The organism is Gordonia aichiensis, assembly GCF_039946255.1.
In the GTDB taxonomy this organism is placed as follows: Bacteria; Actinomycetota; Actinomycetes; order Mycobacteriales; family Mycobacteriaceae; genus Gordonia; species Gordonia aichiensis_A.
This window is the reverse complement of the sequence record NZ_JBCDWL010000020.1, coordinates 1-14,797: the sequence shown is the minus strand read 5'-3', so window position 1 is coordinate 14,797 and position 14,797 is coordinate 1. Positions and strand designations below refer to the sequence as shown.

Sequence of the window (14,797 nt, the reverse complement as noted above, 5' to 3'; positions counted from 1 at the left end):
CCCGAACGACTGATGTCACTGCTGACCGACACCGACGCCAGTCGGGGTCGACGACAAGGGAGATCAGTCGATGAGAACCACCACGAAGACGGGCACGAAGATCGTTGCGATGGGCTTCGCCTTCGCTGTCGCAGCCACCATGACCGCATGTTCGAGCACGGATTCCGGCACCACGGCCTCGAGTTCGGCGATGCCCACCACCGCGATGAGCTCGTCGGCGATGAGCTCGTCGGGGATGACCGCCGATCCGGCCGCAGACCTGGTGGGTGCGGGCTGCAAGGCGTACGCCGAGCAGGTGCCGACCGGCCCGGGTTCGGTGACCGGCATGTCCACCGAACCGGTCGCCGTGGCCGCCTCCAACAATCCGATGCTCACCACGCTCACCTCGGCGGTGTCGGGCAAGCTCAACCCGCAGGTCAATCTCGTCGACACCCTCAACGGCGGTGAGTTCACGGTCTTCGCGCCGGTCAACGCGGCCTTCGAGAAGGTCGACTCGGCCGCCCTCGACTCGCTCAAGACCGACGCGCCCGCACTCACCTCGCTGCTGACCTACCACGTCGTGCCCGGCCAGCTCGGCCCCGACAAGATCGCCGGTGAGCACAAGACCGTCCAGGGCGACACCGTGGACGTCACCGGCAGCGGCGACGACCTGAAGGTCAACGGTGCGAGCGTGATCTGCGGTGGCGTGCACACCGCCAACGCGACCGTCTACATGATCGACCAGGTGCTGATGCCTCCGGCCAAGAAGTAGCGGGTCGCAACTCCGACAGGAAGACAGAATCTGCGGTGCGCCGACCCGAAGCCGGGCCGGCGCATCGCTCCCTCCCGACAAAGGTGCGGAAAGCATGTCTCGATCGAGCAGAATCCTCCCCGGCCGGACCGGCCGTCACCATTCCCGGCTTCGTCGGGGGACGGTGTTACTTTCAGTCCTGATCGTCCTCGTCACCCTCGGCGGTGGAGTGGGTACCGCGCAGGCCCTGCCTGCACCGCCGGCCCCCGTTCCGCACCTCGACATCACGCGCTACGCGGGACTGTGGCACCAGCTCGCCGCTGTTCCTCAACCATTCAATCTGGCCTGTGCGCGAGACACCAGGGCACGATATTCCCTTGATGCTCGGGGCGAGGTCGTGGTTCAGAATTCGTGCACCACCTGGCAGGGGGCCACGAACGCAATCACCGGAAGAGCGACCGTGGTGGACCAGCGGACGGGGGCCCAGCTTCACGTCAGCTTCCCCGGAGTCCCTACGCAAGAGAACAGGTTCGGTCCACCGAACTATGTGGTCGTCGCGCTCGGGCCCGACTATTCGTGGGCGCTGGTGACCGATCCCTATCGCGTCTCGGGCTTCGTCTTGTCGCGAAAGCCATCGCTGTCGGCCGACCAGTGGCGTTCGGTGCGCACTGAGATCGCGAAAGCCGGCGAGAACGCGTGCTGGTACCTGACATCGCCGGTCACCGGGGGCATCGGAGAAATTCGTCCACTGTGCTCGCGATGACCATTGTGTTCGCAATGACCGCCGTGCTCGCGATGACCACTGTGCTCGCGATGACCGCCGTGCCACAGCTGTGACGACGAAAGGGAAGAGGCGATGAGCGCACTCGACACCGTGCTCGATCGTTCGGTGATCGGCGGATATTCGCGGCTCGGTTACGCTGCTCGAGCGCGAAGATGGTCGGCGAAGGACCCGCGACCCGGATCGCTGGCCGACCGCACCGTGGCCGTCACTGGTGCGACGTCCGGGATCGGCGCGGCCATCGCCGCGGGAGTCGTCGAACTGGGTGGGCAGGCGATCCTGGTGGGGCGTGACCGTGATCGGGCCGACGCCGTCCGCGCGTCGATCCGGTCGCGACACTCGAACGCGAAGGTGGAGATCGAGCTGGCCGACGTGTCGGACCCGGCACAGGTGACGACGCTGGCCGAGCAGCTGGCCGGATATGAGATCGACTCGCTGATCCACAATGCCGGCGTGATGCCGCCGGAGCGGACCGAATCGGTGGACGGTCATGAGCTGTCCCTGGCAACCCATGTGCTGGGACCGCTCCGGCTCACCGACCTGCTCGTCGAGCGGCTGGCGCACAGTGTCGACCCCCGCGTGATCTTCATGTCCTCAGGCGGAATGTATACGGCCGCGCTGCCGACCGACGACATCGAGTACCGCAGCGGCCGGTACCGTGGCGCGCGAGCCTACGCCCGCAGCAAGCGGATTCAGACGGCCCTGCTGCCGATCCTGGCCGACCGGTGGGCATCGGCAGGGGTGATGGTGGCCGCTATGCATCCGGGCTGGGTCGATACTCCGGGCGTAGCCGACTCCCTGCCGGGCTTCAAGACTGTCGCCGGGCCCCTGCTGCGCTCGGCGGAGGAGGGGGCCGACACCGCCCTCTGGCTGACAGCCACTTCCGAGACGCTGCCTTCGGGCCGGTTCTGGCATGACCGTGAGATCCGCCCACTGCACTACCTGCCGGGTACTCGTTTCAGTGAGGCCGACCGCCGCGCGATCTGGCGGACCGTGAGCGCGGCAGCCGGAGTCGGCGAGGAGCTCGACAAGCCATGAGGGTGATCGTTTTCGGCGCGACCGGTTATATCGGCGGCCGCCTCGTCCCGGAACTGTTGGCGCAAGGCCATGAGGTGCGGATCATGGCCAGGACACCGACGAAGCTCACCGACGTCCCTTGGCGTGCCGGCGTCGACGTGGTCCGCGGCGACGTCACCGACCCGGTATCGGTCGCGGCGGCGTTGGCCGACGGCGACGTGCTCTACTACCTCGTCCACTCCTTGGTGCAGCGGGACTTCGTCGACGTCGACCGGCGTGCGGCGCAACTGGTCGGTGAGGCAGCACATGCCGCCGGTCTGCGTCGCATCGTCTATCTCGGCGGCCTGGTCCCGAATGAAGCGCATTTGTCGCCGCACCTGGCGTCGCGGGCCGAGGTCGGTGCGATTCTACGGTCGAGCGGAGTGCCCGCGGTGGAGCTTCGGGCGGCCGTGATCCTCGGTTCCGGGTCGGCCAGCTTCGAGATGCTGCGCTACCTGTCCGAACGTCTGCCCGCCATGATCACACCGCGCTGGGTGAACAATCGCATTCAGCCGATTGCTGTGCGGGATGTTCTCCACTACCTGACTCACGCGTTGAGCCTGCCCGCCGAAGTGAATCGGGCGTTCGACATCGGCGGCCCGGACGTGTTGACCTACCTGGACATGATGCGTGAGTACGCGGTCATCGCCGGGTTGCGACGCCGGCTGGTGCTTCCGGTGCCGGTGCTGACGCCCTGGTTGTCGGCACAGTGGGTCAACTTGGTGACTCCGGTACCCCGGTCGATCGCGGTACCCCTGATGGAGTCGCTCATCCATGAGGTCGTCTGCCGAGACCACGACATCGCCGAATACATTCCCGATCCATCGGAGGGATTGACTGGCTACGCGCGAGCTGTCGAACTGGCGCTCGCCCGGATCCGCGACCTGGACATCCCGACCCGTTGGTCGGACGCGACGGCACGAGCCGCCCCCTCTGACCCGTCTCCGCTCGATCCGCTGTGGTCGGGTGGAACGCTGTACAAGGATGAACGGCAAGTGACCACCTCGGCCTCCCCGGAGTCCCTGTGGGATGTCATCGAGGCGATCGGTGGAGAGACCGGCTGGTACTCGTTTCCACTGGCGTGGAGCGTGCGCGGCTGGATCGATCGTTTGACCGGTGGCGTCGGCCTCCGTCGCGGGCGACGCGATCCACGTCGTCTACGGGTCGGCGAGGCGCTGGACTGGTGGAGGGTGGAAGAACTCGATCGACCCCGATCACTGAGACTGCACGCGGAGATGAAAGTCCCCGGACAAGCATGGCTGGAGCTGTCGCTGACGCCGACAGCCGACGGCGGGTCCATCTACCGGCAGCGCGCATTGTTCAAACCCAATGGTCTTGCTGGACAGGCTTATTGGGCGTCAATAATGCCTTTTCACGGCATCATCTTCAGCGGTATGGCGCGCAACATCACCGGTCAGGCGGAGAAGCAGCAGAAGGCCGGGCCCACGGAAGGGAATCAGTCGTGATCGAAATGCAGTGCACCGTGACGACGACGGCTCCGGCGCACGCGGTGTTCGACTATCTGGCCGATTTCACCAACGCCCAGTTCTGGGATCCGAACGCCGTCCGGGTGATCCGCTGCGGCGGCGACGGCGGTATCGGCACCGAGTATCGCGTCACCAGCAGATTCGCCGGTCGCACTACCGAACTCGGGTACCGGCTCACCGATCTCGAGCCGCCCCTGTTGATCCGGTTGCGGGGGGAGAAGAACTCGGTGACCGCCGTCGACACCATCGTGATCGAGCAGACCGAAGCTGCCGGACCGGAGACCGGACCGCCCGAGACCTCGGTCACGTACGCGGTGGCCTTCGACTTCCACGGCGTCCTCGGGATCCTCGAGCCGCTGCTGCGCTCGGCCGTACGTCGACTGCTGGTTCAGGGGGCCGACGGTCTGCGCGCAGAACTGCAGAAGCTGCGGTAAGCGCCGACCGGTGCGACGGGCCGGGGCGCGGTCAGCGTTCGGCGACCGCCTTCATCCGCTCCAACGTCCGCCGCATGTCGTTGCGGACGCGGCGTCCCCGCAACCCGCCGAGCAGGATCCAGTAGGGGCGCAGCCACAGCGTCGAGGTGAAGGCGAAGGTCTCGGTCACGTCGACGCCGCCCGGCCGCGGCGTCAGACGGTATCCCCAGCGGGTCAACGGATTGGCGGAGGCGCCGACCCCGAATTCGAAGACCCGGCCCGGCTCGCACGCCAGGACCGTACAGGTGGTCCAGTACACCGGGCCGATCTCGTTGCGGCGCACATGTCCGCGGAACCGGGCCCCGACCGCCGGCCCGACGGCGTCGCCGAGCCATTCGGCTTCGAAGGTCTCGGGCGAGAACTCGCCGATCCGGGTCACATCGCTGACCAGACTCCACACCTCCTCGACGGACGCGTGCATGGTGACGGTGACTTCTTCTTGCTTCATGGTTCTACGGCCTCCCTTCGTGCGGTGCGATCATCGGTTCGCCCCAGCTGGTGGCGCAGGCACGCGTCGAGGGTCGGGCGACGGAACCGGTGCCGGGACCTCGCGAGCACGGCCGGTGTCACCCGTTGGTCGGCCAGGGCCAGTTCGCGGGCGCCCTGCCTGCCGAGTATCAGTGCGGGGCCGAACGCCGGCGTCGGCAGCAGTGCGGGACGGCCCATCACGGCGGCCAGGGTGCGCGCGTAGTCGGCGGCGGTCACCGGGTCGGGCGCGGTGGCGTTGACCGGCCCGATCAGCTGGGTGTCATAGAGTGCCCGGTGATAGACGTCGATCAGATCGTCCAGATCGATCCACGACAACATCTGCCTGCCGTTGCCGAGCCGACCACCGAGCCCGGCGGCGAACAGTGGTCGCTGCAGGCGCAGGGTGCCGCCGAGCGGGCTCTGCACGATTCCGGTGCGGACCTGCACCACGCGCAGACCGGCTTCGCGTGCGGGCGCGGTGGCCGCCTCCCAGTCCCGCACCACTTCGGCGAGGAAGTCGTCGCCGGAATCGGCTGTCTCGGTCAGGGTTTCGCCGGGACGGGCATGGCCGTAGAAGCCGACGGCGGAGGCGCTGACGAAGACGGCCGGGCCGGTGCGGCTCTCGGCGGCGAGCGCGGCCAGCCGCCGGGTCGGTCCGACGCGGCTGTTCCGGATCGCCGCCTTGTGGCTGTCGGTGAAGCGGCCGGCGATGGGGGCGCCGGCCAGGTGGATGACGGCGTCGACGCCGTCGAGCAGCCCGGCGGCGGGGGCCTCGGGGTCCCACGTCCGCTCATCGCGGCCGTCGGCGTTGCGGCGGACCAGCCGGATCACCCGATGCCCGCCGGTGGTGAGGAAGGCGCACAGCTGTGTGCCGACCATTCCGGAGGCGCCGGTGACGGCGACCGTCAGCGGCGCCAGGCTCGCTGCGCGCGCCTCGGCGTGCCGGGCGAGGTCGTCGGCGACCTGCCGGTGCCGGAACTCGAAGGTGGGGCGCAGCAGTCGTGCCGGGACCGGGGTGTGCACATGATCGGTCATCCGGGTGCGGCCGCCGGGCGCGTCGTCGAAGAGATGTGCGTGACGCCACGGCCCGGACAGTTCGGCGGGCAGGCCGCGCACACCGTCGACGACGCGTTCGTCGACGAAGCGGTGCGGTGGGTCGTAGTCGGCTCGCCGATGGCCGGCGTGCCAGCGCAATCCGCCCGGCAGCCCGAGGATCGCGTGGCCGTCGGCCAGCGACTGGGCTTCGCTGATCGCCCGCATCGGCTGCCACGGCGGCAGTAGGCGGTGCAGTGCTCCGGGGCGGGCATGCCAGGCGAACACCTCCGAGCGCGGGACGTCGACGATACTGGAGTGGACGATGCTCATGGTCGGATGTCCTTTCCAAGCTGGGGAAGCACGTGCTGACTGAATTCAGTTCGGCGGACAGCGCCGAGGTGGCACTGTCCGCCGATCGCGGCACCGCTATGCGGGAAGCGAACTGATCACCCATTGGTAGAGGTCAACCAATGGCATGTGGATCGACATGAACACTTGCTCGAACAGCTCACGCATCACCCGCTCCTTTCGGGAAGTCGCCGTGTGCGCCCTCCATGAGGCATTCGGTGCCGCACCGAATTCGGATGACTCTGATTTCGGAGCACGCTGTTCCGCCGCTGGACCGCCACGATCACAGCCTCGCGTATCGGTCCAGTGCCTCCTGTCGTTCGAGCGCGTGGTCGACGATCGGCGCCGGATAGGCGCGGCGTGCGCCGGCGTCGAACAGTCCGGTGTCGGGCTGCTTCCATGGCCGGTGGACGGCTCTGCCTTCGATGTCACGGAGTTCGGGTACCCATCGGCGCACGTAGTCACCCGTCGGGTCGAACCGTTCGCCTTGGGTGATGGGGTTGAACACCCGGAAGTAGGGGGCGGCGTCGGTGCCGCAACCGGCGGTCCACTGCCAGCCGTGCTGGTTGGACGCGAGGTCGCCGTCGACGAGGCAGGTCATGAAGTGGCGGGCGCCGCGCCACCAGGGCAGGTGGAGGTCTTTGGTGAGGAACGACGCGACGATCATCCGGACACGGTTGTGCATCCATCCCTGTGCGAGGAGTTGGCGCATGCCGGCGTCGACGATCGGGTAGCCGGTGCGGCCGGTGCGCCAGGCGTCGAAGGCGGCGTCGGCGGTGGGCCCGGCGTCGTATTCGAGGCCGTCGAACTTGGGGTTGTAGTTGCCGCGTGCGGTGTCGGGGCGGTGGTGGAGCACGTCGGCGTAGAAGTCGCGCCAGGCGAGTTCGCTGCGCAGGGTGACGGCACCGGGATCGGTGCGGGTCCGGATGTCGTGCAGGAGGGTTCGGGGATGGATGCAGCCGAACTTGAGGTAGGGCGACAGGCGGGTGGTGGTGTCGAGGTCGGGACGGTCGCGGTCGTCGGCGTAGCGGTCGAGGCTGCTGTGTGGGCCGTGTCGGAAGGCGTGCCAGCGGAGCCGGGCGGCGTCCTCGCCGGGGGAGTTCAGCGGGGCGGCGTCCTCGCCGGGGGAGTTCAGCGGGGCGGCGTCCTCGCCGGGGGAGTTCAGCGGGGCGGCGTCCTCGCCGGGGGAGTTCAGTGCGGCGGCGTCCTCGCGAGGCTCGGGGAGCGCGGCGGCTTCGGGTAGTCCGCGTGTCGTGGCGGGGTCGAGCCAGTCGAGGGTGTCGGGGCCGGTGCGGGCGGGGGTGTGCCAGCCGTGATCGAGCCAGGCGCGGCGGTAGGGGGTGAACACCTGGTAGGGCCGACCGGTCTTGGTGTGGATGCGGCCGGGGGAGACGGCGTAGGGCGAGCCGGTCCGGATCAGCGGCACCGGTGTCGGGAGCGCGGCGAGGGCGGCCTCGACGGCTCGGTCGCGGGCGGAGCCGTAGGGCCCGAAGTCGGCGCTGATGTGCACTGCCTGCGCGTCGACGGCGGCGGCGAGCCGGGGGAGCTGCTGGACGGGATCGCCGGCCACCAGGAGCAGGCGGCCGTCGAGGGCGGCGTCGAGGGCGCGCAGGCAGCCGGTGAGGAAGGCCACGCGCGGCGCACCGGACGGGGTGAGCAGGGCGTCGTCGAGGACGAATACGGCCAGGGCGGTGTCGGTGTGGTCGGCGGCGGCGAGCAGCGTCGGCAGGTCGGACAGTCGCAGGTCCCGGCGGAACCAGACGATCGCGGGAGCACTCATGGATCCAGTGTGCGTCACGACACCCATCCGGTGGCGACGCGGTTCCGAATGCCTGATGTGACTGACGTAGATGCTTTCTCCTCCGCGGGCCGGGTGGCCGTCATCGGCAGCGGCGTGGCCGGGTTGACCGCGGGTTACCTGCTTTCGCAACGCCATCGGGTGACGGTGTTCGAGGCCGACGGCCGGCTCGGCGGGCACGCGCACACGCACCGGCTGCCGGCGGCGGACGGTTCGGAGGTGGCGGTCGACTCCGGGTTCATCGTCCACAACGACCGCACCTATCCCACGCTGTGCCGATTGTTCGATCAGCTCGGGGTGGCGACGCAGGAGACCGACATGTCGATGTCGGTTCGCTCGGAGCTGACCGGCCTCGAGTTCGCGGGGGCGCGCGGCGCCGCGGGGCTGTTCCCCACCTGGCGCAATCTGACGCGAGGCCGCTACCTGCTGATGCTGGCGGAGATCAAACGGTTCCACACCCTGGCCCGCCGCGTCTTGGATGAGCCGGTCGGTGGGGAAGCCGCCGACGAGCCGCTCGGCGAGTTCGTCCGACGCAGCCGCCTGTCGGGCTATTTCCGCGACAACTTCCTGTTGCCGCTGGTGGCGGCGGTGTGGTCGTGTGATGAGGCCACCGCCGAACGCTATCCGGCCCGCTACCTGTTCACCTTCCTCGACCATCACGGGATGCTGTCGGTGTACGGTTCGCCGTCGTGGCGGACGGTGACCGGCGGTTCGGCGACGTACGTGCAGGCTGTTGCCGACCATGTCGAAGGCCGCGGCGGCCGGTTCCTGTTCGCGACGCCGGTGACCGGCGTGCGGGAGACCGGCGGCGGTGTCACGGTGACTGCCGGCGGCACCGAGACCGCGTTCGATGCGGTGGTGATCGCCACCCATCCGCATCACGCGTTGACGATGCTCGAATCACCGACCACAGCGCAGCAGGAGGTGCTGGGCGCGATCGGCTACGCCCCCAAGCCCGCCGTCCTGCACACCGACGAGTCGCTGCTGCCGCGTGCCGCTCGGGCGCGGGCGTCGTGGAACTACCAGATCCGCGACGACCGGTATGAGGGGCGCTCGGAGACCGATCCGGCCGCGGTGGCGGTGACCTATGACATGACCCGGCTGATGCGGTTGCCCACCGGCACAGCAGCTTCCGGTGATTCTCAGGGCCCCGGCCGGGCGCGTCCGATGCCGCCGCGCTACCTGGTGACGATGGGACGGGTCGACCTCGTCGACCCGGACACCGTTCTGGCGTCGATGACCTACGAGCATCCCGTCTACGACACCGCTTCGGTGGCCGCCCAGCGCAGGCTGCCGTCGATCGACACCGGCGTCGTCGCCTTCGCCGGCGCCTACCACGGGTGGGGATTCCACGAGGACGGTGCGGCAGCCGGTGCGCGCGCGGCCGAGCGGTTCGGCGGCGTCTGGCCCGACCGGGTGTCGCCCGACGATGTCGGCGCCTTGAGCCGGGTGCCGTCATGAGTGTGGCGACGCCGGCGCTGGTACGCACCCGCATCGGCCACATCCGGCGTGAACCCGTCGACCATCGGTTCGCCCACCGCAGTCTGAGCTGGCTCGTCGACGTCGACGAGTTGCCCGTCCTGCCGCGCGGGCTGCGGTGGGCGGCCCGCTTCCGCGCCGCCGACCACTTCCCGCAGGCCCCGCATCCCGGCGACACCTTCCGGAGCCGGCTCGTCGACTACCTCGTCGAGGTGGGTGCCGAGCCTCCCAGCGGCACGGTGACCGCGCTGCTCTCACCGCGGGTGGCCGGATACGTGTTCAACCCGCTGACGGTGTTCTGGTGCCACGACCGGGCCGGTCGGCTGCAGTACGTGGTCGCCGAAGTCCACAACACCTACGGCGGGCGCCACTGCTACCTGGTGGAGACCGACGACGCCGGTCGCGCGCAGGTCGACAAGGCGTTCTACGTCTCCCCGTTCAACGACGTCTCCGGCCGCTACCGGCTGGTGCTGCCCGAACCGGACGCCGGCGGCCGCATCCGGCTGGTCGTGACCCTCGACCGTCCCGGGCACGCCCCGTTCACCGCGACTCTGGACGGTCGGGCCCGCCCGGCCACCACCGCGGCGGTGATCGGCGCGCAGTTGCGTACGCCGCTGGCCCCGTGGCTGGTGGCGGTGCGTATCCGGGTCCACGGCGTCTGGCTGTGGGCTCGCGGCGTGCGCATCCAACCCCGACCGGCCCTGCCCGATCCCGAACGCAAAGGACTCCCGCGATGACCGTCAACGACCACCGCGAACCCGCCGACCAGCGCGAACCCACCGACTGCCGCGACGTGGACCCGCAGGCGTGGCCCGACGTGGCGCATCCGCCTGCGGCGCGCCTGCGCGGCCTGGCCGCCCGCAGCCTGTTCTCGGCGGCCGTCCGTCGACTGCCGATCTGCGTCGAGTATCCCGACGGCACCCGTCTCGGGCAGCGGTCCGGGCGCGTCGTCCCGCGGATGATCGTGCGCCGGCCGCAAGCCCTGTTCGCGCGGGTCGGGTCGGCGGGCCTGATCGGTTTCGGGGAGGCGTTCATGGCCGGCGACTGGACGACCGACGAACTGGTGGGAGTGCTGACGCCCTTCGCCGAGCGGGTCGCCGAGCTGGTGCCCGCGCCGCTGCAGCGGTTGCGGCCGCTGGTGCTGCCGCGGCATCCGGCCGACGAGCAGAACACCGTCGCCAACACGCGCTCCAACATCGCCCGGCACTACGACCTCTCGAATGAGCTGTTCGCGACCTTCTTGGACGAGACGCTGAGCTATTCCAGCGCCTACTTCGGGTCCGACGCCGTCGCCGACACCGCCGACTGGCCGCAGTTGGCCGACGCGCAGCGCGCCAAGATCGACCGGCTCCTCGACCAGGCCGGCGTCGGTCCGGGCACCCGGCTGCTGGAGATCGGCACCGGCTGGGGCGAACTGTGCCTGCGGGCCGCCCGCCGCGGCGCCCAGGTGCGCTCGCTGACCCTGTCCAGTGAGCAGCGTGAGCTGGCGTTGCAGCGGATCGCCGACGCCGGACTCGCCGACCAGGTGCGCGTCGACCTGCTGGACTATCGGCTCGTCGACGGCGAATACGACGCGGTGGTGTCGGTGGAGATGCTCGAGGCGGTGGGCCGCGAGTTCTGGCCGACGTACTTCCAGACCGTCGAGCGGGTGCTAGCGCCGGGCGGTCGCGCCGCGATTCAGGTGATCACCATGCCGCACGCCCGGATGCTGGCCTCGGCCGGCACGTACACCTGGGTGCACAAGTACATCTTCCCCGGCGGGCAGCTGCCGTCGATCGAGGCGTTGCGGCAGGTGACCGCCGAGCACACGAGCCTGCGGATGGTCGACGAACTGTCGATGGGCAGGCATTACGCCCGCACGCTGCGCCTGTGGCGTGAACGCTTCGCCCACCGGTCGGCGGCCGTGACGCAGTTGGGCTTCGACACCGTCTTCCAACGGATGTGGACGTTCTATCTGGCGTACTCGGAGGCCGGTTTCCGGTCGGGCTATCTCGATGTGGTTCAGCTCCGTCTCGACAAGCCGCCCGCGCCCGGTAGACGCGGACCGTCATGACCGCGGTGCTCGCGACGGCTAGGCTGTCAATCGATGACATCCTTGCAAGCGCGGGCGCGCCGCCGGTGACCGCCGAAACCGAGCAGTTGGGGCGCCTGCTGCTGGCCACCGCCGACGGTGACCGCGCCGCCTTCGCCGACTTCTACGACCGCACCAGTGCCCGCGTCTTCGGCATGGTGGTCCGCGTGCTGCGCGATGAGGGGTACAGCGAAGAGGTGACCCAGGAGGTGTACCTGCAGGTCTGGCGTGATGCTGGCGGGTTCCGCACCGAGCAGGGCAGCGCGATGTCGTGGCTGTTGACGATCGCGCACCGGCGGGCCGTCGATCGGGTGCGCTCGGAGTCGTCGGCGGCGGCTCGCGACACCCGCTATGGGTTGCGGGATCTGGTGGAGGTGAATGCGGGCGTCGAAGACGAGGTGACCGCGCGTGAGGAGAGCCGGCGAGCCCGCCACTGTCTGGGTACGCTCACCGCGTTGCAGGCCGAGGCCGTCACCCTGGCGTATTACGACGGGCTGACTTATCGCGAGGTGGCGCAACAACTTTCGGTGGCGTTGCCGACGATCAAGAGTCGTATCCGAGACGGACTCAAGCGACTGAGGGGGTGTCTGGCCGGTGAGTGATGAGACCGGCGGAGCCGTCGACCCCGGCGGTCCCGGCGACGATCTGACCGCCTATGCGCCGCTGCTGGCGTTGGACGCCCTCGACGAGGTGGAGCGGGCCCGACTGCTGCGCGCGGTGGCGCGGGCTCACCCGGATGAGCGTGCGGCGTTCGACGCCGAGGTTCGCGCGGTGCGTGAGGCGATGGCCGAGCTGAGCGAGGCGACCGCGGCGCTGCCGCCGGCCGGGTTGCGGGACCGGCTGCTGCAGCGGATCGACGGCGACCTGGCCGGTGCCGACACCGCGGAACCGCCGGTTCGGGTCGTCGACGAGCAGACTGTCCGGCCCGACGGTTCGGCCGACCCCGGCCGGTCACGCGGGCGCGGCGGTTTCACCAGGATGCGGATGGTCGCGGCCGCTGCCGCAGCAGCCGTCGTGCTGGGGGTGGGCGGCGCGGTGATCGGCTACTCGATCGCACATCAGCCGGCGCCGGAGTCGAAGACCGAGCAGATCTTCGCCGCCCCCGACGTGCGGACCACCAGCGGCACGCTGGCCGGCGGGCGCGCGACGGTCACCTATTCGCCGTCGACCGGCGAGGGCGTGCTGGTGATGAACGACGTCCCGCAGCCGACGGCAGGCACCCTCTATCAGATGTGGCTCGTCGGACCGGACGGGCCGCGGCTGGCGGGCACCATGACCGACGCCGACGTGTCGGCGTCGACCACCGCGGTCATCAGTGGCATGCACGGTGCGACGGCGGTCGCGTTCACCGTCGGTGATGCGGCGACGCCGGAGAAGATGATCAGCGCGCCGGTCGCCCAACTGCCGCTGAGCTGACCGGTGCCCGGTCGCATCGGGTGAGCGGAGTCAGGGCTGTGCGGGGTCAGGGATGTGCGGGGTCGTCGACGAATACGGTCAGAGCGAGCGGTGCGCGGCCGTGGAATTCGATCATTGCGACGGCGTGCTCGGTGCCGCGGGTCAGGCTCGCGGTGACGAATGTTCCGGCGGCGATGAACTTGTCGGCCTCCCACCCGGTCAGTAGATCGGTGGAAGTCGCTGCGGCCGTGGCTGTTCCGTACTGCACGCGCAGGTTCTGCGGGAGGGCGTCGTCCGCTGCGGCAGTGCGCAGGAGTTGTGCTGCCGTGCGCTTGTGCGCGGCGCCGACCCTGTGGAAGCCACGCGCGAATCCCGCAGTGCCGGTGAGTTTCTGGTTCTGCAGCAGGCGTCCGGTGAGCCGGGTGGCAACGGGTATCGCCGGCAGCCCCTTGCTCAGCAGCTGCGTCACCATGCCGGGCAGCTCCCAGTGCGCGGACAGTGACGCCAGCTTCTCGGAGGAGGCCATCTCGTAGCGCAGGTGTACCGGAACCTGCAGTGCCACAGCGTCGCTCATGGTGATTTCGAGCGTGCAGTCGCGGATAACGGTATCGCCGCACACGATGTCGTGGCGGGGCCGGAAGGCGATCCGGTTGGGGGCGATGAACGTGTCGTAGAACCGCGCCAGTTGCGCGTGCCCGCGGTGCGGGCTCGACCCGACGGGGTCGGTGACGACCGCATCCGGGGCGAACAGGTCCAGCCATGCCTGCTTGTTGTGCGCGGCGACGGCCGCCGGCGAGCCCTCGACGATTGCGAGCTTCTGCGCGCGGGAGTTCATCGTTGCTCCATTCGGTCCCACATGAACTGAAACACGTTCTAGTTTAGCTTTCATTTTCTTAGGTTGGTTGAGCCCGGCGAAGCGAAGCGGAGCCGGTGTCGAAACCTCGCGACATCCGCTGAAACTCCAAACCGCCTGCTCACCACCACCACCATCAGCACGGAATTGTCAGACCCTCGCGCTAGTCTTCACACATAGAATCGAACACCTAGTGAACCACCGCACATTGAAGGGGAGGTGACCGGCATGACCAGCCCGTTCCAGGCTCTGCCCGATGATCCGGCCGAGCTCGCCGCTCTCGCTGATGCGGTGTTCGGCAAGTTGGCTGCCGCCCCGATGGCGGCGGTCACCGAAGACGGTCTCCTGGCTGTGGTCGACACTCTGGAGGCGGCGCGTCGTCGTCTCGACGGCGTCGACGCCGCCGTGCTCACCGAGGTCTCCGATCGTGCCGCGTTCCGCAAGGCCGGCTACCTGTCCCTGCACGCCTACCTGTCCGCCGGTCTGCGCCTGGGTGATGGTGCGGCCAAACGCCGCCGCACCTCGGTGGCCGCGATCGGCCGGTTCACCAACCTGCAGGGCCAAACCCTGGCGCCGGCGTGCCCGGCCACCGCGGCGGCGGTCGCCGACGGCGCGATCGGCGCCGACCATGTTCGCGAGATCGACGCGGTGATGGACAAGATCCCCGCCGCCGTCGACCCGCAGACCCGGGGGCGAGCCGAAGCCCAGCTCGCCGCGGTGGCCCGCGACCTGACCCCGGACGGTGTCCGGATGGCCGGCGTGCGGTTGTTGGCGCATCTGGATCCGGATGGGCAGCTCACCGATGATCGGGACCGCCGCCGGC

The 14,797-nt window shown here is 69.4% G+C and carries 16 protein-coding genes; 11 read left to right on the top strand and 5 right to left on the bottom strand.

Annotated elements, in window-relative coordinates:
- Positions 1–63 precede the first annotated feature (63 nt).
- A complete protein-coding gene (locus AAFO60_RS17975) occupies positions 64–198 on the bottom strand; it encodes a hypothetical protein (protein ID WP_347957665.1) in 135 nt (44 codons plus the stop codon).
- On the opposite strand from AAFO60_RS17975, the gene AAFO60_RS17970 reads away from it, so the two are divergent.
- The 5 genes from AAFO60_RS17970 to AAFO60_RS17950 all read left to right on the top strand — a co-directional run bounded on the left by AAFO60_RS17970 (position 140) and on the right by AAFO60_RS17950 (position 4,488).
- Positions 140–751 carry a fasciclin domain-containing protein gene (locus AAFO60_RS17970; protein ID WP_347957660.1) on the top strand — a complete coding sequence of 204 codons (612 nt, stop codon included), beginning with the start codon at positions 140–142 and terminating at the stop codon, positions 749–751. The two genes, AAFO60_RS17975 and AAFO60_RS17970, sit on opposite strands and share 59 nt — an antisense overlap.
- A gap of 163 nt (positions 752–914) precedes the next feature.
- Positions 915–1,493, top strand: a complete 579-nt coding sequence (locus AAFO60_RS17965; protein WP_424308847.1) for a lipocalin family protein — start codon at positions 915–917, stop codon at positions 1,491–1,493.
- A 93-nt stretch (positions 1,494–1,586) separates the two neighbouring features.
- Positions 1,587–2,549, top strand: a complete 963-nt coding sequence (locus tag AAFO60_RS17960; RefSeq protein ID WP_347957606.1) for an SDR family NAD(P)-dependent oxidoreductase — start codon at positions 1,587–1,589, stop codon at positions 2,547–2,549.
- On the top strand, positions 2,546–4,033 hold the full coding sequence (locus tag AAFO60_RS17955; protein ID WP_347957605.1) for an SDR family oxidoreductase: 1,488 nt from the start codon (positions 2,546–2,548) through the stop codon (positions 4,031–4,033). The genes AAFO60_RS17960 and AAFO60_RS17955 overlap by 4 nt, the downstream gene beginning before the upstream one ends.
- Before the next feature lie 5 nt (positions 4,034–4,038).
- The gene (locus AAFO60_RS17950) at positions 4,039–4,488 is read left to right on the top strand and encodes an SRPBCC family protein (RefSeq protein WP_347957658.1); all 450 of its coding nucleotides are present in this window, start codon (positions 4,039–4,041) and stop codon (positions 4,486–4,488) included.
- 31 nt (positions 4,489–4,519) lie between these two features.
- On the opposite strand, the gene AAFO60_RS17945 is transcribed toward AAFO60_RS17950, so the two are convergent.
- The 3 genes from AAFO60_RS17945 to AAFO60_RS17935 form a co-directional block, all read right to left on the bottom strand.
- Positions 4,520–4,975 (bottom strand): SRPBCC family protein, encoded by a 456-nt coding sequence (locus tag AAFO60_RS17945; protein ID WP_347957604.1) that lies wholly within the window; start codon positions 4,973–4,975, stop codon positions 4,520–4,522.
- Positions 4,972–6,360 carry a TIGR01777 family oxidoreductase gene (locus AAFO60_RS17940; protein ID WP_347957603.1) on the bottom strand — a complete coding sequence of 463 codons (1,389 nt, stop codon included), beginning with the start codon at positions 6,358–6,360 and terminating at the stop codon, positions 4,972–4,974. The genes AAFO60_RS17945 and AAFO60_RS17940 overlap by 4 nt, the downstream gene beginning before the upstream one ends.
- Before the next feature lie 301 nt (positions 6,361–6,661).
- Positions 6,662–8,158: a cryptochrome/photolyase family protein gene (locus AAFO60_RS17935; RefSeq protein ID WP_347957602.1), complete on the bottom strand. Its 1,497-nt coding sequence runs from the start codon at positions 8,156–8,158 to the stop codon at positions 6,662–6,664.
- A 48-nt stretch (positions 8,159–8,206) separates the two neighbouring features.
- Here AAFO60_RS17935 and AAFO60_RS17930 point away from each other — a divergent pair, with 48 nt between their 5' ends.
- From AAFO60_RS17930 to AAFO60_RS17910, 5 genes are read left to right on the top strand one after another with little or no spacing between them, the layout of a single operon-like run.
- On the top strand, positions 8,207–9,637 hold the full coding sequence (locus tag AAFO60_RS17930; protein WP_424310776.1) for an NAD(P)/FAD-dependent oxidoreductase: 1,431 nt from the start codon (positions 8,207–8,209) through the stop codon (positions 9,635–9,637).
- Positions 9,634–10,392, top strand: a complete 759-nt coding sequence (locus AAFO60_RS17925) for a DUF1365 domain-containing protein (protein ID WP_347957600.1) — start codon at positions 9,634–9,636, stop codon at positions 10,390–10,392. Before AAFO60_RS17930 ends, AAFO60_RS17925 begins: the two co-directional genes overlap by 4 nt.
- Complete coding sequence (locus tag AAFO60_RS17920; RefSeq protein ID WP_347957599.1) at positions 10,389–11,708, top strand: class I SAM-dependent methyltransferase; 1,320 nt, start codon at positions 10,389–10,391, stop codon at positions 11,706–11,708. Before AAFO60_RS17925 ends, AAFO60_RS17920 begins: the two co-directional genes overlap by 4 nt.
- Entirely contained in the window at positions 11,705–12,328 is a 624-nt protein-coding gene (gene sigK, locus AAFO60_RS17915) for an ECF RNA polymerase sigma factor SigK (RefSeq protein WP_424310782.1), read from the top strand. Before AAFO60_RS17920 ends, sigK begins: the two co-directional genes overlap by 4 nt.
- Complete coding sequence (locus AAFO60_RS17910) at positions 12,321–13,142, top strand: anti-sigma factor (protein ID WP_347957597.1); 822 nt, start codon at positions 12,321–12,323, stop codon at positions 13,140–13,142. The genes sigK and AAFO60_RS17910 overlap by 8 nt, the downstream gene beginning before the upstream one ends.
- Positions 13,143–13,188: 46 nt before the next feature.
- On the opposite strand, the gene AAFO60_RS17905 is transcribed toward AAFO60_RS17910, so the two are convergent.
- Positions 13,189–13,956, bottom strand: a complete 768-nt coding sequence (locus tag AAFO60_RS17905) for a nuclear transport factor 2 family protein (protein ID WP_347957596.1) — start codon at positions 13,954–13,956, stop codon at positions 13,189–13,191.
- A gap of 246 nt (positions 13,957–14,202) precedes the next feature.
- On the opposite strand from AAFO60_RS17905, the gene AAFO60_RS17900 reads away from it, so the two are divergent.
- The coding region (locus AAFO60_RS17900) for a DUF222 domain-containing protein (protein ID WP_347957595.1) at positions 14,203–14,797 on the top strand (595 nt) is incomplete at its 3' end.